This is a genomic window from Bradyrhizobium sp. WBOS07 (assembly GCF_024585165.1).
Classification (GTDB): domain Bacteria; phylum Pseudomonadota; class Alphaproteobacteria; order Rhizobiales; family Xanthobacteraceae; genus Bradyrhizobium; species Bradyrhizobium japonicum_B.
On the sequence record NZ_CP029008.1, the window covers coordinates 1,256,772 to 1,275,236 of the forward strand.

The following is an 18,465-nucleotide window of genomic DNA, read 5'->3' on the forward strand; positions in this document are numbered from 1 at the left end:
ATGCTCGCCGCAAGCCTCCCGCTCGCATCGATGGCTTTCGCCCAAGGCACCGCCCAAGGCACCGCGCCGGCCGACCTTGCAGTGATCGATGCCTGCCTGAAGACCGCGGAGAAAACCGGCGGTTTTGGCGGCGCGTGCGTCGGGCTCGTCGCCGACCCCTGCATCAAGGCGGCAGACGGCGCGAATGACGACGTCGCCAAATGGAAAGCCTGTGCGGCGCGCGAACTCGCGGTTTGGACGCAGAAAACCAGCGAGGCGCTGAAGAAGGTCAAGGCCGGCGGGTTCACCGATGTGATCAAGGCCGCCGAGGAATCTCAGAAAACTTTCGCCGCCTCGCGTGATCGCTTCTGCGCGGCCTTCGATAAAGTCGATCCCGGCATGTACAAGGGCGGCGCGAGCTACTGCCGCCTGCGCGAGACCGCGAACCACGCGCTGAGCCTGATCAAGCTCGGCGCTGCGGTGAACGAGCACTGAGAGCCGCTGGTCGTCATCAGCTTTGCCGGCCTTTTGCTCCATCGCAACGAGGGCTTCGGCCGCGAGCGCGGTGGACGTCGTTCATGGATCACCTGGCATCCGGGCGACGGCTGTGGGCGCGTAGCGCTTGCCGAGCGATCGACCAAGCCAGCCGCCCCCAGCTCGCCTGCGATCTGAGTCGGGCCGACGAGCGATGGAGGCCATTCGGTACCTATGAGCGCTGTGTCCCGGTCTTGGGACGATCAGCGGCTCAAATCCCATGCAAATGAGCGATTTCAAGCGCTTGAACAGGATATGGTGCCCAGGAAAGGACTCGAACCTTCACGGCCGTTAAGCCACTGGCACCTGAAGCCAGCGCGTCTACCAATTCCACCACCTGGGCATGCCGTTTGGGGCACGGAGGCGGTTACTACGGTTCGGTGACGCCGTTGTCAATTCATGCTTGAAGGGCGGTTCGGGATGCCGATTGCGCATCGCAAACCGGCCCGATACAAGCCTGACAAGACGCACTCTTTTCCGCAGGAATGGCTCCCATGGCATCGAATCTGGACACGCTGGTCACGGTTTTCGGCGGTTCGGGATTTTTGGGCCGGAATGTCGTCCGTGCCCTGTGCAAGCGCGATTACCGGGTTCGGGTCGCGGTGCGGCGGCCGGAACTGGCCGGATACCTCCAGCCCTCCGGCCGGGTCGGGCAGGTCCATACCGTGCAGGCGAATCTGCGCTATCCGGCCTCGGTCGAGGCGGCGCTGCGCGATTCGCACGTCGTGATCAATCTGGTCGGCATCCTCGCCGAGGGCGGCGAGCAGACCTTCGAGGCGGTCCAGGCCAGGGGCGCCGAAACGGTCGCCAAGGCGGCGGCCGCGGCCGGCGCCGGCCTGGTGCATGTCTCCGCGATCGGGGCCGATGCCGAATCGCCCTCGCACTATGCCAAGGCCAAGGCGGCCGGCGAGGCGGCGGTCTTGGCCGCGGTGCCCTCGGCGACGATCTTCCGCCCTTCCGTGATGTTCGGCCCCGAGGACCAGTTCACCAACCGCTTCGCCGCGCTGGCCCGGATGTCGCCGGTGCTGCCGCTGATCGGCGGCGAGACCAGGATGCAGCCGGTCTATGTCGGCGACGTCGCCACGGCGATCGCGGACGCCGTCGATGGCAAGGCCAAGGCGGGCGCGACGTACGAGCTCGGCGGGCCCGAGGTGCTGACCATGCGCGAGATCATCGAAATCATCCTCGAGATCACCGACCGCGAGCGGATGCTGGTGCCGCTGCCGTTCGGCCTCGCCCGCTTCAAGGCCGCCTTCCTGCAATTCGCGCCGGGCGCGTTCAAGCTGACGCCGGACCAGGTCACGCTGCTCGAGCGCGACAACGTCGTGTCGGAGGCGGCAAAGGCCGCCGGCCTGACGCTGGAAGGGCTCGGCATCGCCGCCGATTCGCTGGAAGCGATCGCCCCGCAATACCTCTGGCGCTTCCGCGCGGCCGGCCAGTTCCAGCGCAAGAGCGCGTGAGGGGTCGTCTCTCCGTCGTCGTGGCCGGGCCTGACGAGTTTCAGCGTTGAGACTGCTGTAACCTGAACTTCGAGGCTACTGCCCGAGCGCCAGCGCGATCAGGCCGAGCGTGCCGACGATGACACGCCACCAGGCGAACACCACGAAGCCGTGGCGGGTGACGTAGGTCAAGAACGTCTTCACCACGATGATGGCGGTGATGAAGGACACCACGAAGCCGATCGCGACGATGCCCATATGGTCCGTCGTCATCTCGGCGCGGCTCTTGTAGAAGTCGTAGGCGAACGCGCCGATCATGGTGGGGATGGCGAGGAAGAACGAGAACTCCGCCGCCGCGCGCTTATCGGCCCCGAGCAGCATCGCAGCGACGATGCTGGCGCCGGAGCGCGATACGCCCGGGATCATCGCCACGCACTGCGCGATGCCGATATAGAGATACATCAGAAGCGGAAACCTGGTGGCGTCGTGCTCGCGCGGCTTCAGCTCGAGCTTGTCGATCCAGAGCAGGATGGCGCCGCCGACGATCAGCGTGAAGCAGATGACCCAGGGATTGAACAGCAAGGCCTTGATGTACTTGCCGGCGACGAGGCCGACGATCACAGCCGGCAGGAACGCCACCAGCACGCCGATCACGAAGCGGCGCGCATCGGCATCGCCCGTGAACATGCCGATCACGACGTCCCAGAGCTTCCTGAAGTAGAGCCCGACGATGGCGAGGATCGCGCCGAGCTGGATCAAAACCGTGAACGAATCCCAGAACGCGCCTTCGCCGAGATGGAAGAAGCGCTCAGCGAGCAGCAAATGGCCGGTCGAGGATACGGGAAGGAACTCGGTCACACCCTCGATGATGCCGAGGATCACTGCCCGTATTGCGTCTGACATATTTACGGTCCATTTCGGCTTGAAAAGCGGGGCTCTTCTCGCCTATTCGCCCCCATGCCGCAATCGCAAAATGCGAAATCACGCCCTTGCCTCGCGGTTATGAAGGACTAGTGTGGCGCCGCACAAACATTGATGGATTCTTAAGCACCATCAAATAGTCAAAGGCTTCATGTTTACGCTGTTTCATCATCCGTTCTGTCCGCATTCGCGCTTCATCCGCCTGATCGCGGGTGAATACGGGCTCGACCTCAAGCTGGTCGAAGAACGCAGCTGGGAACGGCGCGAGGCATTTCTGTTGCTCAACGCCGCCGGCACGACGCCCGTCTTGGTGGACGACGAGCAGGCGCCCGTGCCGGGCGCGGCGATCATCGCCGAATATGTCGACGAGGCCTATGGCGCCGAGATGGGCGTGAAGCGCCTGATGCCGGAGACGCTTGCCGAGCGCGTCGAGGTGCGCCGGTTGATGGCCTGGTTCAACGAAAAATTCTTCGAGGAGGTCTCGCATCCCCTCGTCACCGAGCGCATTTACAAGCGCTTCATGAGCGAGGAGAACGGTGGCGGGCCGCCGTCGGCCGACGTGATGCGCGCCGCCAAGGCCAATGTGCGCTATCATCTGGCCTATATCGGCTGGCTGGCGCAGACCCGCAATTTCCTCGCCGGCGACCGGATCACCTACGCGGATCTCGCCGCCGCGGCGCATCTCTCGGCGATCGACTATCTGGGCGATGTGCCATGGAGCGAGGACGACGCAGCAAAGGCGTGGTACGCGCGGGTGAAATCCCGCCCGTCGTTCCGTCCGCTGCTGAGCGAATGGCTGGCCGGCGTGCCGGCATCGCGGACCTACGTGGACCTAGATTTCTGAACTCCGATCCGACTGAACTGAAGACGGCGCTCGAGCGCGAAGCCCTCGCGCTCGGCTTCGACTGCATCGGCATCACCGCACCGGGCACGATCGAAGCGGCCGGAAAATACTTTCTCCAATTCATCGCCTCCGGCGGCCATGGCGATATGGACTGGCTCGCGGCGCAGCCGGAGCGCCGCGTCGATCCGCGCGGACTGTGGAGCGACGTGCGCAGCGTGATCATGCTCGGCGTCAATTACGGTCCCGACTCCGATCCGCTCGCAATCTTGAAGCAGCGCACGCGCGCGGCGATCTCGGTCTATGCGCAGGGCGACGATTATCACGACCTCATCAAGAAGAGGCTGAAGGCGCTGGCGCGCTGGCTGGTCGCGACCGCGCCGTCGGACGTGAAGGTGTTCGTCGACACCGCGGCGGTGATGGAGAAGCCCTTGGCGCAGACTGCGGGTCTCGGTTGGCAAGGCAAGCACACCAACCTCGTCTCGCGCGAGTTCGGCTCATGGTTGTTCCTCGGCGCGATCTACACCACGCTGGAGCTGCCGCGCGACGCCGCCGAGATCGATCATTGCGGCTCGTGCCGGGCCTGCCTCGACATCTGTCCGACGTCGGCCTTCCCAGCGCCGTACAAGCTGGATGCACGGCGCTGCATCTCCTATCTCACGATCGAGAACAAGGGACCGATCCCGCGCGAATTCCGCAAAGCCATCGGCAATCGCATCTACGGCTGCGATGATTGTCTTGCGGCATGTCCGTGGAACAAGTTCGCGCAGGAGGGACGCGAGACCAAGCTCGCCGCGCGCGACGAATTGCGCGCGCCGTCGCTTGCCGAACTGGCACGGCTCGACGATTCCACCTTTCGTGCGCTGTTCACGAAGTCGCCGGTGAAGCGCATCGGCCGCGACCGCTTCTTGCGCAACGTGCTGATCGCGATCGGCAACTCCGGTGAGGCAACGCTGGCAAACGAGGCACGGCGGCTGCTGGACGATGAGAGTCCGCTGGTGCGTGGGGCGGCGGTGTGGGCGCTGGGGCAGTTGGTCGTTCGGGAAGAGTTTGAGGCGATGAAGTCTGCTGCCGCGAGCAGCGAGCACGACGAGAGCGTGCGTGAGGAGTGGAAGGCTGCCTCCTAGCCCACCACTGTCATTCCCCGCGTAGGCGGGGAATCCAGTACGCCGCGGCCCATCGATTCAATCACTGCTGTCACGGAGTACTGGATCGCCCGCCTGCGCGGGCGATGACAGCTGTCGTCGTGGCTGAGACCTTGATTTCCCCACCCAATCCCGCAATCTCGCGCGCATGACAAACATGCCTTTCTTCACCCGCGACGGCGATACATTCCATCCGACGGAAGTGGCCAATGGTCCCTGGGATCCGAAATCGCTGCACGGTCGCGTCATCGTCGGCCTGCTCGGCTTTGCCATCGAGGAGCGCCATTCCGGTCCCGACTTCGTGCCGGCGCGGCTCACCGTCGACATGTTTCGCCTGCCGACCATCGACAAGCCGATCGAGGTGACGACGCGCCTCGTGCGCGACGGTCTGCGCATCCGCGTGGTCGAAGCGGAATTCGTCTCCGGCGGCGTCAGCATGGCGCGCGCCTCCTGCCAGCTGCTGCGCAGGACGCAAAATCCCGAAGGCAACGTCTGGTCGCCGCCGAACTGGGAGGTGCCGAAGCCGGACGAGATTCCGAAGCCGACCGATCCGAGGCTCGGCATGAACGGCAAATGGACGACGCGCCCGATCGTCGGGCACATGGGCTCGCTCGGGCCGCGCCGGCTCTGGATGAGCGAGGTGCGCGAGCTCGTTGCCGGCGTGCCGATGACGCCGTTCGTCCATGTCGCCGTTGGCGCCGATTTCGCCAGCCCGTTCGCCAATGCCGGCGACAACGGCCTCGGCTACATCAACAGCGACGTCACGATCTATCTGCACCGACTGCCGGTGACGAAGTGGATCGGCTTCGAGGTGGTGAACCACCACGCCACCGATGGCGTCGCGATCGGCGAATGCTGGCTCTATGACGAGCAGGGCCCGATCGGCACCGCGACGGTCGCCGCGCTGGCGCAGCGCAAGCCGATGGCGAATCCGTCGAAGCGGTAGGAGCGCGCGCCACCCTCTGTCCGTCATTCCGGGGCGTGCGAAGCACGAGCCCGGAATCCATTCCTCCTCCATTCCTGCGGCCCGATGGATTCTCAGGTGCGCAATTGCGCACCATAGCTCGCGCCAAGTGGCGCGCCCCGGAATGACGATGTGGAGGGAGACGCGCCTATCCCAAATGTCGCTGCATCTCCGGTCGCGCCTTGAGCTCGGCGCCCTGCTTGGCGACGATCTTGGCGATGCGTTCCGGCGCGAAGTTCAGATCGACGAACGCCGGCGCGGTGTTGGCGACCTCGTGATAGCTCGCGATCTTTCCGCCCTTCAGCGTCATGATCGCGACGCCCTCGAACATCGCCCGCGCGCCGTTCGCTTCCGGCAGGGTCGAGCGATAGCTGAAGGTGTAGCGCGCATAGAGCGTGGTGCCGTCCGAAACGGGGTCATGCATGTCCCAGCGGAAATCGGTCGCGGTGCGATAGAACCAATCGTCGATCATCGCGGCGATTTTCGCGCGGCCTGTGAACGCGCCGTAGAAGACGTCGTGATAGACGCCGTCCTCAGTGAACAATTCGGCGAAGGCGCGGCCGTTGCGCTGCTCGACGGCGGCGCAGAACGCCCGCAGCATGGCGGTGGTGTCTGTCATTGGCGCTTCTCCCTCTCTCGTTCTCCGTCATGCCCCGCGCAGGCGGGGCATCCAGTACGCCACGGCCTTTCGGTTCTATCGCTGCCGTCTCTGGAGTACTGGATTGCCCGCCTTCGCGGGCAATGACAGCGAGTTACACTTCACCCGATCTCGGCGACCGCTGCAAGAATGCGGGCGATGTCCTGCGGGCGGGAGAGGCGGTGGTCGCCGTCCTGGATCATGGTCAACACGACGTCGTCGGCCGGCAGACGGTGCGTCAGCGCGAAGGCGTGCTGCCAGGGCACGTCGGGATCTTTCGCACCCTGCAGGATGCGGACCGGGCAGCCGAGATCGATGGCGCTGCCGAGCACGAGATGGTTGCGGCCCTCCACGATCAGGTTCCGCGTGATCGGATAGGGCGAGCCGTCGCCATAGTCCGACGGCCTCATCCAGACGCCCTTGGTCTCGATCTCCTGCTTCACCGCCGGCGAAAAATTCTTCCACATCAGCTCTTCGGTGAAATCGGGCGCCGGCGCGATCAGCACGAGCCCGGCGAGCGAGGCCTTGGCTTGTTGCTTCTTCTCCTGTTGCTGTTGCCGCTTCTTGATCTCGCGCGCGAGCAGCAGTGCCATCCAGCCGCCCATGGACGAGCCGATCAGAACCTGCGGGCCCTCGCAGAAGCGTTCGAATACCGCAACGCTGTCCTCGAGCCAGCGGCCGATGGTTCCATCGGCGAAATCGCCGCCGGATTCGCCGTGACCGGAATAGTCGAACCGGACCATGGCGCGGCCATGATCCCGGGCCCAGCCGTCCAGCGCGACGGCCTTGCCGCCCTGCATGTCCGACTTGAATCCGCCCAGCCAGACCAGGCCAGGGCCGCTGCCTGCACGGTGGCGGACCGCGATCCTCCGTGCGGACGGCCCCTCGCCCACATCGATGAAGTCGAGCACGGCATCGGGATTTGGATCGGTCATGGAACGTTTACTCTGACTGTGCGGTTTGAGCTGTTGGGGGCGCCTTCTGCGGCGCAATCGGATGCGGCATTGGCCCTTTGGGACGCTTGCGGAACAGAAGCAAGGTGTCTATGTCGATCAGCGTGCCCGGGCGTGACCAAAATGCCTCGCATTTGAGGGTTTTTCGCTTCCTGCACGAGCGACTTGCTTGCCGGCAACCGCATCTTCCTTCAAGATAGCCGCTTCTTTCACAACTTTGGAGAACCACCCATTCGCCGTCCTAATAAAGCTCCGCCCGCTGCCAGCAAAGACGGGCCGCGCATCAATGATGATATCCGCAATGCGCAGATCCAGCTGATCGACGCGGCCGGTGACAACAAAGGCACCGTCGAGACAGTTATGGCAATCCGCATGGCTCAGGAAGCCGGCATGGATCTGGTCGAGATCTCGCCGAATGTCAGCCCTCCCGTCTGCAAAATTATGGACTACGGGAAGTACAAGTATTCGGCACAGAAGAAAGCCGCCGAAGCCCGCAAGCGGCAGAAGACCGTCGAAATCAAGGAGATCAAGCTCCGCCCGATGATCGACGATCACGATTACGACGTGAAGATGCGCGCGATGCAGCGGTTCTTCGAAGAAGGCGACAAGGTCAAGATTACGCTGCGCTATCGCGGCCGCGAAATGGCGCACCAGGAGATCGGCACCAAGCTTCTGGACAAGATCAAGACCGACGTGGCCGAGCTCGCCAAGGTCGAGCAGGACGCGCGCTTCGAAGGCCGCCAGGTCGTCATGGTGCTGGCGCCGCGCTGATCGCGACTGGTTGGGACCATAGCAAGTTTGACGGCCCGTCCGGATCTCCGGCGGGCCGTTTGTTTTGAAGGATGCGAGCGGCGAACTCCGCTGCACCCTCGCCCGCTTGCGGGAGAGGGTGACGCGCGCAGCGCGGCGGGTGAGGGCTTTCGCCTCTTGGGGATTCTCGCTTGCGGAGGCACCCTCTCCCCGACCCTCCTCCGCAAGCGGGGGAGGGAGCGCACCGCCGTCGTGGCGATGGTTTGCGCCTATTCAGGTCCTTGTCGCCTGCCAGGTGCCGCTGCAGGGGTCGCCGGAAATGACGCCCTTCCACGAGCCGGTGCCGTTCACGCCGGCGAGCCGGCCGCCGCCGCTGGCGTGGGACGCGCCGACCGAGACCTGGACCGCGACGGCGCCGCCGCGCATGACCGTGCCGGAGACCCGGCCCCCGCCGGCGGACGAGACCCGGCGGCCGATGACGGTGAAGGGCACGCTGTAGCCCGAGCTGCAATTGCCCCGGGTGGTGGCGAAGGTGACATTCCAGATGCCGTCATAGCTGCCGACGCGGGCGTCGGCAGTCGAGGGCAGCGCGGCCGTGGCGAGCACGGCGAACAGCGCCAGACGGCGCGGGCGGGCGAAACCGGTCAAAAGCGAAAGCGATCGGGAATGACGAGCCATTTTGGTCCTGCTCCGGGCGACACGGCTGGGACATGGGGGTGGCAACATCGGATAGTCGCCGACCAAGTTCCGTCGGTTCATCGTTGCCAATTGGCTTGTCCTCTGCCATAAGCCCAGCCTTCATCGCCCGGCTGATTAAGGGCTGCCGTGGCGGTGTCCGTGCGGGTTTCGCGCTAGTTCGTAAAACCTGAGCACAATCAACGCTCTAACGAGCATTTTTGACGGCCAGCCGCCTTCGCGGGCGGATCTCTGTGGCCATTAGGAGAGCCAAATGCCCAAGCTGAAGACCAAATCGGGCGCTAAAAAGCGCTTCAAGGTGACTGCCACCGGCAAAGTGATGCACGCCCAGCGCGGCAAGCGTCACGGCATGATCAAGCGGACAAAGAAGCAGATCCGTCAGCTCCGCGGCACCCGCGTGCTGTTCAAGACCGACGGCGACAACGTCAAGAAGTACTTCTTGCCGAACGCCTGATCGCGTCCACGATCACTGCCGAACGTGCCGCGCCGTTGCGCGGCAATCCGATAACCAAAGTCATCTCTGAAGGATTTCGTCATGTCTCGCGTCAAACGCGGTGTGACCGCCCACGCCAAGCACAAGAAAGTCTACAAGGCCGCCAAGGGCTTCTACGGTCGCCGCAAGAACACCATCCGCGCCGCCAAGCCGGCGGTCGAGAAGGCGATGCAATACGCCTTCCGGGACCGCAAGCGTAAGAAGCGGACGTTCCGCGCGCTCTGGATCCAGCGCATCAACGCTGCCGTCCGTCCGTTCGGCCTGACCTACAGCCGATTTATCGACGGCATGGCCAAGTCCGGGATCACCGTGGACCGCAAGGTGCTGTCGGATCTCGCGATCAACGAGCCCGCCGCGTTCCAGGCCATCGCCGAGAAGGCCAAGGCTGCGCTGGCAGCGTAAGGCTTGCGCTAGCGGGCCTTCCGGCCCGCAGCCTGCAGCGCGCGTTGCGAGTAACGCTGGGCGACCTCCGCCCGGCAGAATGCCGTAAACGACTGATACATGGTGCCGGACTTGTTCCGGTACTTGACGTCGCATGCGTGCATCTCGCGCTTGTAGGCCTGCGCCTGCGCGGCACTGAGGCCGGGCTTGAAGTCCGCCTCGCACTTCTGCTCGACGGCGGCGCCGAGCTCGACATCGCCGCTCGCGGTCAGCTGGCAATCCCTGAAGACCTTCATCGCGCTTGCGCAGCTCTTCTGGCTGCTGATGGCGGCCGCGACCTCGTCCAGCGTCATGGATTGGTCCATGCAGACCATGGCGCGCGCCGGGGTACCGGCGATGGACAGAACAGCGGCCAGAACGGCCCAACAGCATTTCGAAGGCATCGCGAAGGTCTCCTCGTATCCTCCCTTGGTGGCCCGCCCCCGCACGAGGTTCAACCCAGCCGGGCGGGAGCCCGAAAACGCCGGCTTTTCGCTTGACGTTACGCCCTCCCGGCGGCGACAACCCAGCCGAATTTGGAGCCAAGGATTTGACTGTGTCCGACCTCGCAACGCTCGAAACATCCATCCTCGACCAGATCGCCGCCGCCGGCGATGAAGCCGCGCTCGAAGCGGTGCGCGTCGCAGCCCTCGGCAAGAAGGGCTCGATCTCGGCGCTGCTCGCCACGCTCGGCAAGATGTCGCCCGACGAGCGCAAGACGCAAGGCGCGGCGATCAACCAGGCCAAGGACAAGGTCGGCGAGGCGCTCGCCGCACGACGCGATGTACTGAAGTCCGCGGCACTCGATGCGCGACTGGCGTCCGAGACCGTCGACGTCACGCTGCCGCTGCGCGAGGCTCAGGCCGAGGCCGGCCGCATCCATCCGCTGAGCCAGGTCTGGGACGAGCTGACCACGATCTTCGCCGACATGGGCTTCTCGGTCGCCGAAGGCCCCGACATCGAGACCGACGACTACAATTTCACCAAGCTGAACTTCCCGGAAGGCCATCCCGCGCGCGAGATGCACGACACGTTCTTCTTCAACCCGAAGGAGGACGGCTCGCGCATGCTGCTGCGAACCCACACCTCGCCGGTGCAGGTGCGCACCATGCTGAGCCAGAAGCCGCCGATCCGCGTGATCTGCCCGGGCCGTACCTACCGCATCGATTCGGACGCGACCCACACGCCGCAATTCCACCAGGTCGAAGGCCTCGTCATCGACAAGACCTCGCATCTCGGCCACCTCAAATGGATCCTGCACGAGTTCTGCAAGGCGTTCTTCGAGGTCGACCACATCAACATGCGCTTCCGCCCGTCGTTCTTCCCGTTCACCGAGCCGTCGCTGGAAGTCGATATCCAGTGCCGCCGCGACAAGGGCGAGATCCGCTTCGGCGAAGGCGAGGACTGGCTCGAGATTCTCGGCTGCGGCATGGTGCATCCGAACGTGCTGCGCGCCTGCGGCATCGATCCCGACGAGTACCAGGGCTTCGCCTGGGGCATGGGCATCGACCGCATCGCCATGCTGAAATACGGCATCGCCGATCTGCGCCAGCTGTTCGACAGCGACGTGCGCTGGCTGAGCCACTATGGCTTCAAGCCGCTGGAAGTGCCGACGCTGGCGGGGGGATTGAGTTCGTGATGCCCGGTCTCCAGCGTGAGTCTGCGACGGCTCTCTTCTTTCCCTCCGCGGAGACAACCCTCTCCCTGACCCTCCCCCGCAAGCCGGGGAGGGAATGGATGGAGCGTGCTCGTGGTGACGTTTGTCTCGTGGGTACGTATTCTCCGTCCGCTCGACAGGCCGGACTCCCTCCCCCGCCTGCGGGGGAGGGTTGGGGAGAGGGTTTCTCCGCGATGGGGCTGCCAATGGTCGATCCCGAGCATCCGGATTGGAAAGTATCGCCCAAGCTGCGCGCCAATGCGCGCGCGCTCAGGCGCAATTCGACCGACGCGGAGCGGATCCTCTGGTCAGCACTGCGCGCCGGCCGCCTGGACGGCGCCAGCTTTCGCCGCCAGGTGCCGATCGATCACTACGTCGCCGATTTCATCTGCCATGCCGCCAAGCTCGTCATCGAACTCGATGGCGGCCAACATTTCTCGGATGCGGGAACGCGCCGATGCGCGTCGCTCTGCCATGATCGAGGCAAAGGGCTTCAAGGTGCTCCGCTTCAGCAATCTCGATGTCATGACAAATCGTAGCGGCGTTCTCGAAACAATCGCGACCACCGTCGCGGAGAGAGCCCCCACCCCAACCCTCCCCCGCAAGCGGGAGAGGGAGCAGACCGTCTCCGTGGAGAAGAAGCAGCCATGAAATTCACCCTCTCCTGGCTGAAGGATCATCTCGACACCGACGAGCCGCTCGAAAAGCTCGCCGACAAGCTCACCATGATCGGGCTCGAGGTCGAGAACATCGAAGACAAGGCGAAGGCGCTCAAGCCTTTCACCATCGCGAAGGTGATCTCGGCCGAACAGCATCCGAATGCCGACCGCCTGCGCGTCTGCATGGTCGACACCGGTGACGGTCGCGCGCCGGTGCAGGTGGTGTGCGGCGCGCCGAATGCGCGTGCGGGCCTCGTCAGTGTGTTCTCGCCGCCCGGCACCTACATTCCCGGCAAGGACATCACGCTCGGCATCGGCACCATCCGCGGCGTCGAGAGCCGCGGCATGTTGTGCTCGGCGGCCGAGCTGCAGATCTCCAACGACCATGACGGCATCATGGAATTGCCGGCGGATGCACCGATCGGTGCCGGATACGCCGAATGGGCCGCGCTCGGCGATCCCGTGATCGAGATCAATCTGACGCCGAACCGGCAGGATTGCACCGGCGTGCACGGCATCGCGCGCGATCTCGCCGCCGCCGACATGGGCAAGTTCGTCGATCACACCATCAAGCCGATCAAGGGCGAATTCCCGTGCCCGGTAAAGGTCACGGTGGAGGACGCCGCGCTGTGCCCGGGCTTCGCGCTTCGTCTCGTGCGCGGCGTCAAGAACGGGCCGTCGCCGGAATGGCTGCAGAAGCGGCTGACCGCGATCGGCCTGCGTCCGATCAACGCGCTGGTCGACATCACCAACTTCATGACCTACGACCGCGCGCGGCCGCTGCACGTGTTCGACGCCAAGAAGGTGAAGGGCAATCTCGTCGTGCGCCGCGCCCGCGACGGCGAGAGCCTGCTCGCGCTCGACGGCCGCACCTACAATCTCGATCCCGCGATCTGCGTGATCGCGGACGAGCACGGCGTCGAATCGCTGGCCGGCATCATGGGTGGCGAAGCCTCGGGCTGCGACGAGACCACCACCGACGTGCTGATCGAATCGGCGTTGTGGAACGAGATCAACATCGCCCAGACCGGCCGCAAGCTCGGCATCAATTCCGACGCGCGCTACCGCTTTGAGCGCGGCGTCGATCCGGCCTTCATGGTGCCCGGGCTGGAGCTCGCGACCAAGCTGGTGATGGAAATGTGCGGCGGCACGCCGTCCGAGAATGTCGTGGTCGGCAAGGCCTTTGGCGACGATCGCCTGATCGAGTTCCCGATCACCGAGGTCAAGCGCCTGTCGGGCATTGAAGTGCCCCAAGCCGAGATGAAGCGCATTCTGACCCATCTCGGCTTCATGATGGCGGGCCCGGGCCCGGTGGTGAAGGTCGCGGTGCCCTCGTGGCGCTCGGATGTCCACGGCAAGGCCGACATCGTCGAGGAGATCGTCCGCATCTTCGGCGTCGACAAGGTGCCGATGACGCCGTTCGAGCGCGGCGAGGACGCCCGCAAGCCGGTGCTGACGCCGCTTCAGCTGCGCACCCGTCGCGCCAGGCGGGCGCTGGCAAGCCGCGGTATCATCGAAGCCGTGACCTGGTCGTTCATCACGAAGGCCGCGGCAGAATTGTTCGGCGGCGGCCAGCGCGAGCTCGAAGTCGCCAACCCGATCGCGTCGGACCTCTCCGACATGCGCCCGACGCTGCTCGCGGGCCTGATCGCGGCGGCACAGGCGAACGCCAATCGCGGCATGAGCGATGTCGCGCTGTTCGAGGTCGGTCAGATCTTCAGGGGCGATCGCCCGCAGGACCAGTTCATGGCCGCAAGCGGCGTTCGCCGCGGCTTTGCCTCGTCCGAAGGTCTGGGGCGGCACTGGTCGGGCTCGGCGCAGGCCGACGTGTTTGACGCGAAGGCCGACGCGCTGGCCGTTCTGGCCGCGGCCGGTGCGCCGATGCAGGCGCTGCAGATCGTCGCGGGTGGACCGTCGTGGTTGCATCCGGGCCGCTCCGGCACGATCCAGATCGGGCCGCAGAACGTGCTTGGATATTTCGGCGAGGTGCATCCCCGCGCGCTGGAGGCGCTCGGCGCCGACGGCCCGCTTGTCGTGTTCGAGGTGATCCTCGACCGCATCCCCGAGGCAAAGAAGAAGCCGACCCGCGCCAAGCCCGTGATCGAGCTGTCGGCGTTCCAGCCGGTGTCGCGCGATTTCGCCTTCATCGTCGATCGCACCGTGAAGACGGGCGACATCGTGCGCGCCGCGCAAGGCGTCGACAAGAAGCTGATCACCGGCGTCAACGTCTTCGACGTCTATGAGGGCAAGGGCATCGATGACGGCAAGAAGTCGATCGCGATCGCGGTCACGCTCCAACCGCGCGAGAAGACGCTGACCGATCAGGAGATCGACGCCGTCGCCGCCAAGATCGTGGCCGAGGTGACGAAGAAGACGGGCGGCACTCTGCGAGCATGATGCCGAAAGGCGTGAAGCGGTTTTCGGACGACATCATGCTCCAGAATGGAAAACATGACCGTTGCTGACTTTCTCCCGAAGGACGTCAGCCTCAGCATCGCGATGGCGCTTTGCGCCGTCGCTTTCGTTTCGGGCACCGCGCGCGGCTTCTCCGGCTTCGGCGCGGCGCTGATCTTCATGCCGCTGGCGAGCAGCATTGCCGCGCCGCGGCTGGTCGCGGCACTCCTGCTCGTCATCGATTTCGTCTCGGCCGCGCCGCTCCTGCCCGACGCATGGCGCAGGGCCGACCGCAAGGCCACCGCGGTGATCGTGCTGGGCGCGCTGGTCGGCGTACCCGCCGGCACCTATTTCCTCAGCGTGCTCGAGCCCGTCACCACGCGCTGGATCATCTCCTGCTTCGTCGCTGCGCTGCTGCTTCTGCTGCTGTCGGGATGGCGCTATCGCGGCAAGGACCACGCCTGGCTCTCGGTCGGCATCGGCGGGCTCTCCGGCTTCTGTAGCGGCCTGGCCCAGACCGGCGGCCCGCCGATCGTCGGCTACTGGCTCGGTCGTCCGATCGCGCCGATGGTCGCGCGCGCCAACATCGTGCTGTTCTTCGGCGCCTCCGATTTGTTCTCGATGATCAGTTACGCGGCCACCGGCCTGATCAGCCGCGAATCGCTTGCGCTGGCGCTAATCGTCGGCCCGGTCTATGCGGCCGGCGTCGCGTTCGGCGCCTCGTTGTTCGGACGCGCCAGCGAGAGAGTGTTTCGCGGCATCTGCTACGCGCTGATCGCGATGGCGGTGATCGCGGGGCTGCCGGTGCTGGACGGGGTGCTGCGATAAGACCGGCTGTCGTCCCTGAAGACGCACGAGGGCATGCACATATCTGGTGCGAACGCGGGGACGACGGCGGAATTTGTGGCGGGCTGAGTGCCCTACTGCCTCGGCACGCGCCGCTTCTTCGTCGACTGCGTCGGCACGTCGGCAGGGTCGTCCTTGAGCGCGCCGATCTTGCGCAAGGCGGCGTCTGCGGCGCGCTCGCCGCTGTCCCAGGCGCCGTCGACAGTGCCCCACAGCGTGTCATGGGTGGCTTCGCCGGCAAGGAACACGTTGCCGATCGGCTCCGCCAAAACCTTTCGCGAGAGCTGACCGCCGGGGGAGGCCGCCGACATCGCGCCCATCACGTAAGGCGATGCGTTCCAGCGCGTGGCGCTGGTCTTCTGCACCGCAGAAGCAGCTTCGCTGCCGAACAGTTTTGTGATCCATTCCCTGGCAAAGGCCTCCATCGCCTTCTCGCCCTGCTCGGAAAGCTCGCGGCCGAACGCGCCGCCGACATCGATAGAGCAGAGCGAGGAGCCGCCGATATTGGCGAACATCAGCCCCGTCCGCGTCGAGCTGCTCTGCTCGATCAGGATATCGTCGCGCAACAAGCCGAGCGGGTTGCCCGGCAATTGCAGCATGATGCGATCGTAGCTGCCGAGGCCGAGCTTTGACGCCGCGTCCAGCGTGCGCTTGGGAATGTCGGGCGCGAACTTGATCGCGCCCGATGTCAGCACGTTGGTCGAGACCGTGACGATGACGGCGCGCGCGGCGATCTTGCCGGCTTGCGTCTCCACGCTGACGTCACGATTGCCCCAGGCGATTCGGCTCGCCGGCGTCGACAGCGCCACCGGCGCCTGCTCGCCGAGCTTGGCGATCAGCGTGCCGAGGCCCTGACGGCAGGCGATCGCCGCGTTGCGGTCCTGCGCGCGCCCCTTGTCGATCGCCGACAGCTCCTTGAGGTCTTTGCCGGCGAAGCCCGCGCCCAGCAAGAACTCGGCCGCGCCCGCCCAATCGCCGAGATCCTTCGGCAGCACCGACGCGCAGGACGTATCCAGCTTGCCGCGCGCCGCCTCGTCGATGGCACGGTTGGCGCGCACCAGCGCCGCCAGGAATTGCTCGGTCTCGCCCGCTCGCGCGTTGCGGCGGCCGATGCGCATCTTCTGGCCGGACGGCGCCGGCAGCACATCGAGCCCGGCGTTGCGCGCCAGCCGGATCATCGGATTGGTATCTGGATTGTACATCCAGCGTGCACCGCGGTCGAACGGCGTGTCGAAAGTGGTGGTATCGGTGAGACAGCGGCCTCCAATCCGGGACGCCGCTTCGACCACGATCACCTTGCGGCCCGTCGCCATGATGCGCCGCGCCGCAGCGATTCCCGCAGCCCCGGCCCCGACCACGACGATGTCGGCCTCGCGCGGGAGGCTGGCCGCGTTGGCGCGCAGGGCCGGCACCGTGGCAAGAGCCGCCGACGCGACAAGGAAACCGCGGCGCGTGATTGTCATGTCATGGTTTCCGAGGACTTGCGGCGGACGGGAACAGTCAGCGAACCTTGCCGCATCTGATGTTGCACGGCAACCACCATGGTGAATCAATCGTGCTTGACCTCACGGAGTGATGAACCGAATTGCAAGACGTTTGGACCATGATAGAGAAGGGAAAAAGACGGCCGGAAAAGGCCGTGGGGGGAGTTCGACATGGGGACGGTCCTGGATTCAGTCGGCAAGCTGATTGCCGCGTACCTCTCCAAGGAGGTGCCGGGCTACGAGCCGTTCACGCCGAGCGACCCGGAGCACCTGCGCGGCGTCATCGCGCCCGGCGACGTGCTGCTGGTCGAGGGCAACAACCGCATCTCCGGCATCATCAAGTATCTGACCCAGTCGACCTGGTCGCATGCCGCGCTCTATGTCGGCCCGGTCGAAGGCGCCGCGGAGCCCGACGGCGAGCCGCATGTGCTGATCGAGGCCAATATCGGCGAAGGCGTCACTTCTGCGCCGCTGTCGAAATATTTCCCGTATCACACCCGCCTCTGCCGCCCGGTCGGGCTGTCCTATGAGGATCGCACCACGGTCTGCCGCTATGCAATCAACCGTATCGGCTTCGGCTACGACACCAAGAACATCGTCGACTTGATGCGTTATCTGTTTCCGATGCCGATACCGCAGCGCTGGCGGCGTCGCATGATCGCGATCGGCTCAGGCGATCCGACCAAGATCATCTGCTCGGCGCTGATCGCGCAGGCGTTCGATGCCGTGCGTTACCCGATCCTGCCGAAGATCACCAAGGCCGGCAGCCGCGCCGCGCGCCGCGAGATCCTGCACATCCGCGATTCATCGCTCTACATGCCCCGCGACTTCGACATCTCGCCCTATTTCGAAGTCGTCAAACCCACCATCGTGCACGGCTTCGACTACACAGCGCTGCACTGGGCCGACAAGCAGAAGCCGCTCGAGGAGGTAGCGGGCTCATTCAGTGTGTTTCCAGAAACGCTCTTGGCGCCGCCGCTCGTTCCTGAAGCGATTGACGAAGAGGCGTCGGCTGAAATTCCCGCTGAAGAAGTGAGCACGCGCCTTGCGGAGATGGGCTCCAATTTCTCAGAGCATTTCGTGCAACTGAGCGACCTCGCAACGTATCGCGAGCGGGCGCGGGCGATGGCCGCATAGATCTGCTGCCGTCCGGCGAAGGGCATGACGAGGTAGAGAAATCTCGCCCGATCTCGTAGGGTGGGCAAAGGCGCAAAGCGCCGTGCCCACGTTCTTCCGCGATCACTGACGGATGGTGCGCACGCTCCGCTTTGCCCACCCTACGAGACCGCGATTCTTTCGCCCGCTTCGCCCGGAACGCAGCGAGCGTGCGCTACCGCTCCGCCCGTCCGATCACCGCCATCAGCTCCGCGATCTTCGCGCGTTGATCAACCTTGTCGCCGCTCGCGATGGCGTGCTCGACGCAATGGGCGACGTGATCCTTCAGGATCTCCTCCTCGACCCGGCGCAGCGCGGCCCGCACCGCCGAGATCTGCGTCACGATGTCGATGCAGTAGCGGTCCTCCTCTACCATTTTCGAGAGGCCGCGAACCTGGCCCTCGATCCGGCCGAGGCGTTTTCCGACAGATGCCTTGATGTCCTTGCGCATGCGGTCTATATACCCCTACCGGGTATGGGTTGCAAGACTCGGATACA

General features: G+C 65.1%; 21 protein-coding genes and 1 tRNA gene. 14 read left to right on the top strand and 8 right to left on the bottom strand.

Annotated features, from left to right (window positions below; translation table 11 throughout):
* Nucleotides 1-474 carry a lysozyme inhibitor LprI family protein gene (locus DCM79_RS05870; RefSeq protein WP_257179055.1) on the top strand — a complete coding sequence of 158 codons (474 nt, stop codon included), beginning with the start codon at nucleotides 1-3 and terminating at the stop codon, nucleotides 472-474.
* 295 nt (nucleotides 475-769) lie between these two features.
* On the opposite strand, the gene DCM79_RS05875 is transcribed toward DCM79_RS05870, so the two are convergent.
* A tRNA-Leu gene (locus DCM79_RS05875) sits at nucleotides 770-856 on the bottom strand.
* A gap of 151 nt (nucleotides 857-1,007) precedes the next feature.
* Here DCM79_RS05875 and DCM79_RS05880 point away from each other — a divergent pair.
* Nucleotides 1,008-1,973 (top strand): complex I NDUFA9 subunit family protein, encoded by a 966-nt coding sequence (locus DCM79_RS05880; protein WP_257179056.1) that lies wholly within the window; start codon nucleotides 1,008-1,010, stop codon nucleotides 1,971-1,973.
* Nucleotides 1,974-2,048: 75 nt separating this feature from the next.
* Here DCM79_RS05880 and DCM79_RS05885 read toward each other — a convergent pair whose 3' ends face one another.
* Entirely contained in the window at nucleotides 2,049-2,855 is an 807-nt protein-coding gene (locus DCM79_RS05885) for an undecaprenyl-diphosphate phosphatase (RefSeq protein ID WP_028133574.1), read from the bottom strand.
* A 169-nt stretch (nucleotides 2,856-3,024) separates the two neighbouring features.
* On the opposite strand from DCM79_RS05885, the gene DCM79_RS05890 reads away from it, so the two are divergent.
* From DCM79_RS05890 to DCM79_RS05900, 3 genes are all read left to right on the top strand, one after another.
* On the top strand, nucleotides 3,025-3,717 hold the full coding sequence (locus DCM79_RS05890; RefSeq protein ID WP_257179057.1) for a glutathione S-transferase family protein: 693 nt from the start codon (nucleotides 3,025-3,027) through the stop codon (nucleotides 3,715-3,717).
* The gene (queG, locus tag DCM79_RS05895; protein ID WP_257179058.1) at nucleotides 3,666-4,841 is read left to right on the top strand and encodes a tRNA epoxyqueuosine(34) reductase QueG; all 1,176 of its coding nucleotides are present in this window, start codon (nucleotides 3,666-3,668) and stop codon (nucleotides 4,839-4,841) included. The genes DCM79_RS05890 and queG overlap by 52 nt, the downstream gene beginning before the upstream one ends.
* A gap of 166 nt (nucleotides 4,842-5,007) precedes the next feature.
* Nucleotides 5,008-5,805 (top strand): thioesterase family protein, encoded by a 798-nt coding sequence (locus tag DCM79_RS05900; protein WP_257179059.1) that lies wholly within the window; start codon nucleotides 5,008-5,010, stop codon nucleotides 5,803-5,805.
* A 166-nt stretch (nucleotides 5,806-5,971) separates the two neighbouring features.
* On the opposite strand, the gene DCM79_RS05905 is transcribed toward DCM79_RS05900, so the two are convergent.
* Both DCM79_RS05905 and DCM79_RS05910 read right to left on the bottom strand, forming a co-directional pair.
* Complete coding sequence (locus DCM79_RS05905) at nucleotides 5,972-6,442, bottom strand: nuclear transport factor 2 family protein (protein ID WP_257179060.1); 471 nt, start codon at nucleotides 6,440-6,442, stop codon at nucleotides 5,972-5,974.
* Between the two features lie 140 nt (nucleotides 6,443-6,582).
* Nucleotides 6,583-7,395, bottom strand: coding sequence for a carboxylesterase (locus DCM79_RS05910; RefSeq protein WP_257179061.1), 813 nt, complete (start codon nucleotides 7,393-7,395; stop codon nucleotides 6,583-6,585).
* 249 nt (nucleotides 7,396-7,644) lie between these two features.
* Between DCM79_RS05910 and infC the strand changes: the two genes are divergently transcribed.
* On the top strand, nucleotides 7,645-8,184 hold the full coding sequence (gene infC / locus DCM79_RS05915; RefSeq protein ID WP_080672213.1) for a translation initiation factor IF-3: 540 nt from the start codon (nucleotides 7,645-7,647) through the stop codon (nucleotides 8,182-8,184).
* A 252-nt stretch (nucleotides 8,185-8,436) separates the two neighbouring features.
* Here infC and DCM79_RS05920 read toward each other — a convergent pair whose 3' ends face one another.
* A complete protein-coding gene (locus tag DCM79_RS05920; RefSeq protein ID WP_257179062.1) occupies nucleotides 8,437-8,841 on the bottom strand; it encodes a hypothetical protein in 405 nt (134 codons plus the stop codon).
* Between the two features lie 271 nt (nucleotides 8,842-9,112).
* On the opposite strand from DCM79_RS05920, the gene rpmI reads away from it, so the two are divergent.
* On the top strand, nucleotides 9,113-9,313 hold the full coding sequence (gene rpmI, locus DCM79_RS05925; protein ID WP_008539890.1) for a 50S ribosomal protein L35: 201 nt from the start codon (nucleotides 9,113-9,115) through the stop codon (nucleotides 9,311-9,313).
* Between the two features lie 81 nt (nucleotides 9,314-9,394).
* Nucleotides 9,395-9,754 (top strand): 50S ribosomal protein L20, encoded by a 360-nt coding sequence (gene rplT, locus DCM79_RS05930; RefSeq protein ID WP_028133567.1) that lies wholly within the window; start codon nucleotides 9,395-9,397, stop codon nucleotides 9,752-9,754.
* Between the two features lie 8 nt (nucleotides 9,755-9,762).
* On the opposite strand, the gene DCM79_RS05935 is transcribed toward rplT, so the two are convergent.
* Nucleotides 9,763-10,176, bottom strand: coding sequence for a hypothetical protein (locus tag DCM79_RS05935; RefSeq protein WP_257179063.1), 414 nt, complete (start codon nucleotides 10,174-10,176; stop codon nucleotides 9,763-9,765).
* Nucleotides 10,177-10,328: 152 nt separating this feature from the next.
* Here DCM79_RS05935 and pheS point away from each other — a divergent pair, with 152 nt between their 5' ends.
* From pheS to DCM79_RS05960, 5 genes are all read left to right on the top strand, one after another.
* Entirely contained in the window at nucleotides 10,329-11,411 is a 1,083-nt protein-coding gene (gene pheS / locus DCM79_RS05940) for a phenylalanine--tRNA ligase subunit alpha (RefSeq protein WP_257179064.1), read from the top strand.
* 224 nt (nucleotides 11,412-11,635) lie between these two features.
* Entirely contained in the window at nucleotides 11,636-11,968 is a 333-nt protein-coding gene (locus DCM79_RS05945) for an endonuclease domain-containing protein (RefSeq protein WP_257179065.1), read from the top strand.
* Complete coding sequence (locus DCM79_RS05950) at nucleotides 11,904-12,080, top strand: endonuclease domain-containing protein (protein WP_257179066.1); 177 nt, start codon at nucleotides 11,904-11,906, stop codon at nucleotides 12,078-12,080. Before DCM79_RS05945 ends, DCM79_RS05950 begins: the two co-directional genes overlap by 65 nt.
* Nucleotides 12,077-14,485 carry a phenylalanine--tRNA ligase subunit beta gene (pheT, locus tag DCM79_RS05955; RefSeq protein WP_257179067.1) on the top strand — a complete coding sequence of 803 codons (2,409 nt, stop codon included), beginning with the start codon at nucleotides 12,077-12,079 and terminating at the stop codon, nucleotides 14,483-14,485. The genes DCM79_RS05950 and pheT overlap by 4 nt, the downstream gene beginning before the upstream one ends.
* Nucleotides 14,486-14,539: 54 nt before the next feature.
* Nucleotides 14,540-15,310, top strand: coding sequence for a sulfite exporter TauE/SafE family protein (locus DCM79_RS05960; protein WP_257179069.1), 771 nt, complete (start codon nucleotides 14,540-14,542; stop codon nucleotides 15,308-15,310).
* A 92-nt stretch (nucleotides 15,311-15,402) separates the two neighbouring features.
* Here the strand turns inward: DCM79_RS05960 and DCM79_RS05965 are convergent, their stop codons facing one another.
* Entirely contained in the window at nucleotides 15,403-16,791 is a 1,389-nt protein-coding gene (locus tag DCM79_RS05965) for an NAD(P)/FAD-dependent oxidoreductase (RefSeq protein ID WP_257179070.1), read from the bottom strand.
* 192 nt (nucleotides 16,792-16,983) lie between these two features.
* On the opposite strand from DCM79_RS05965, the gene DCM79_RS05970 reads away from it, so the two are divergent.
* Nucleotides 16,984-17,949 carry a YiiX/YebB-like N1pC/P60 family cysteine hydrolase gene (locus DCM79_RS05970; protein WP_257179071.1) on the top strand — a complete coding sequence of 322 codons (966 nt, stop codon included), beginning with the start codon at nucleotides 16,984-16,986 and terminating at the stop codon, nucleotides 17,947-17,949.
* A 193-nt stretch (nucleotides 17,950-18,142) separates the two neighbouring features.
* Here the strand turns inward: DCM79_RS05970 and DCM79_RS05975 are convergent, their stop codons facing one another.
* Nucleotides 18,143-18,418 (bottom strand): metal-sensitive transcriptional regulator, encoded by a 276-nt coding sequence (locus DCM79_RS05975; RefSeq protein WP_126256923.1) that lies wholly within the window; start codon nucleotides 18,416-18,418, stop codon nucleotides 18,143-18,145.
* Between the last annotated feature and the right edge of the window lie 47 nt (nucleotides 18,419-18,465).

Coding starts and splice junctions, on each gene's coding strand:
- DCM79_RS05870 (WP_257179055.1), top strand. CDS start 1: ATGCTCGCCGCAAGCCTCCCGCTCGCATCGATGGCTTTCGCCCAAGGC.
- DCM79_RS05880 (WP_257179056.1), top strand. CDS start 1,008: ATGGCATCGAATCTGGACACGCTGGTCACGGTTTTCGGCGGTTCGGGA.
- DCM79_RS05885 (WP_028133574.1), bottom strand. CDS start 2,855: ATGTCAGACGCAATACGGGCAGTGATCCTCGGCATCATCGAGGGTGTG.
- DCM79_RS05890 (WP_257179057.1), top strand. CDS start 3,025: ATGTTTACGCTGTTTCATCATCCGTTCTGTCCGCATTCGCGCTTCATC.
- queG (WP_257179058.1), top strand. CDS start 3,666: ATGGCTGGCCGGCGTGCCGGCATCGCGGACCTACGTGGACCTAGATTT.
- DCM79_RS05900 (WP_257179059.1), top strand. CDS start 5,008: ATGACAAACATGCCTTTCTTCACCCGCGACGGCGATACATTCCATCCG.
- DCM79_RS05905 (WP_257179060.1), bottom strand. CDS start 6,442: ATGACAGACACCACCGCCATGCTGCGGGCGTTCTGCGCCGCCGTCGAG.
- DCM79_RS05910 (WP_257179061.1), bottom strand. CDS start 7,395: ATGACCGATCCAAATCCCGATGCCGTGCTCGACTTCATCGATGTGGGC.
- DCM79_RS05920 (WP_257179062.1), bottom strand. CDS start 8,841: ATGGCTCGTCATTCCCGATCGCTTTCGCTTTTGACCGGTTTCGCCCGC.
- rpmI (WP_008539890.1), top strand. CDS start 9,113: ATGCCCAAGCTGAAGACCAAATCGGGCGCTAAAAAGCGCTTCAAGGTG.
- rplT (WP_028133567.1), top strand. CDS start 9,395: ATGTCTCGCGTCAAACGCGGTGTGACCGCCCACGCCAAGCACAAGAAA.
- DCM79_RS05935 (WP_257179063.1), bottom strand. CDS start 10,176: ATGCCTTCGAAATGCTGTTGGGCCGTTCTGGCCGCTGTTCTGTCCATC.
- DCM79_RS05945 (WP_257179065.1), top strand. CDS start 11,636: ATGGTCGATCCCGAGCATCCGGATTGGAAAGTATCGCCCAAGCTGCGC.
- DCM79_RS05950 (WP_257179066.1), top strand. CDS start 11,904: ATGATCGAGGCAAAGGGCTTCAAGGTGCTCCGCTTCAGCAATCTCGAT.
- pheT (WP_257179067.1), top strand. CDS start 12,077: ATGAAATTCACCCTCTCCTGGCTGAAGGATCATCTCGACACCGACGAG.
- DCM79_RS05960 (WP_257179069.1), top strand. CDS start 14,540: ATGACCGTTGCTGACTTTCTCCCGAAGGACGTCAGCCTCAGCATCGCG.
- DCM79_RS05965 (WP_257179070.1), bottom strand. CDS start 16,791: ATGACAATCACGCGCCGCGGTTTCCTTGTCGCGTCGGCGGCTCTTGCC.
- DCM79_RS05970 (WP_257179071.1), top strand. CDS start 16,984: ATGGGGACGGTCCTGGATTCAGTCGGCAAGCTGATTGCCGCGTACCTC.
- DCM79_RS05975 (WP_126256923.1), bottom strand. CDS start 18,418: ATGCGCAAGGACATCAAGGCATCTGTCGGAAAACGCCTCGGCCGGATC.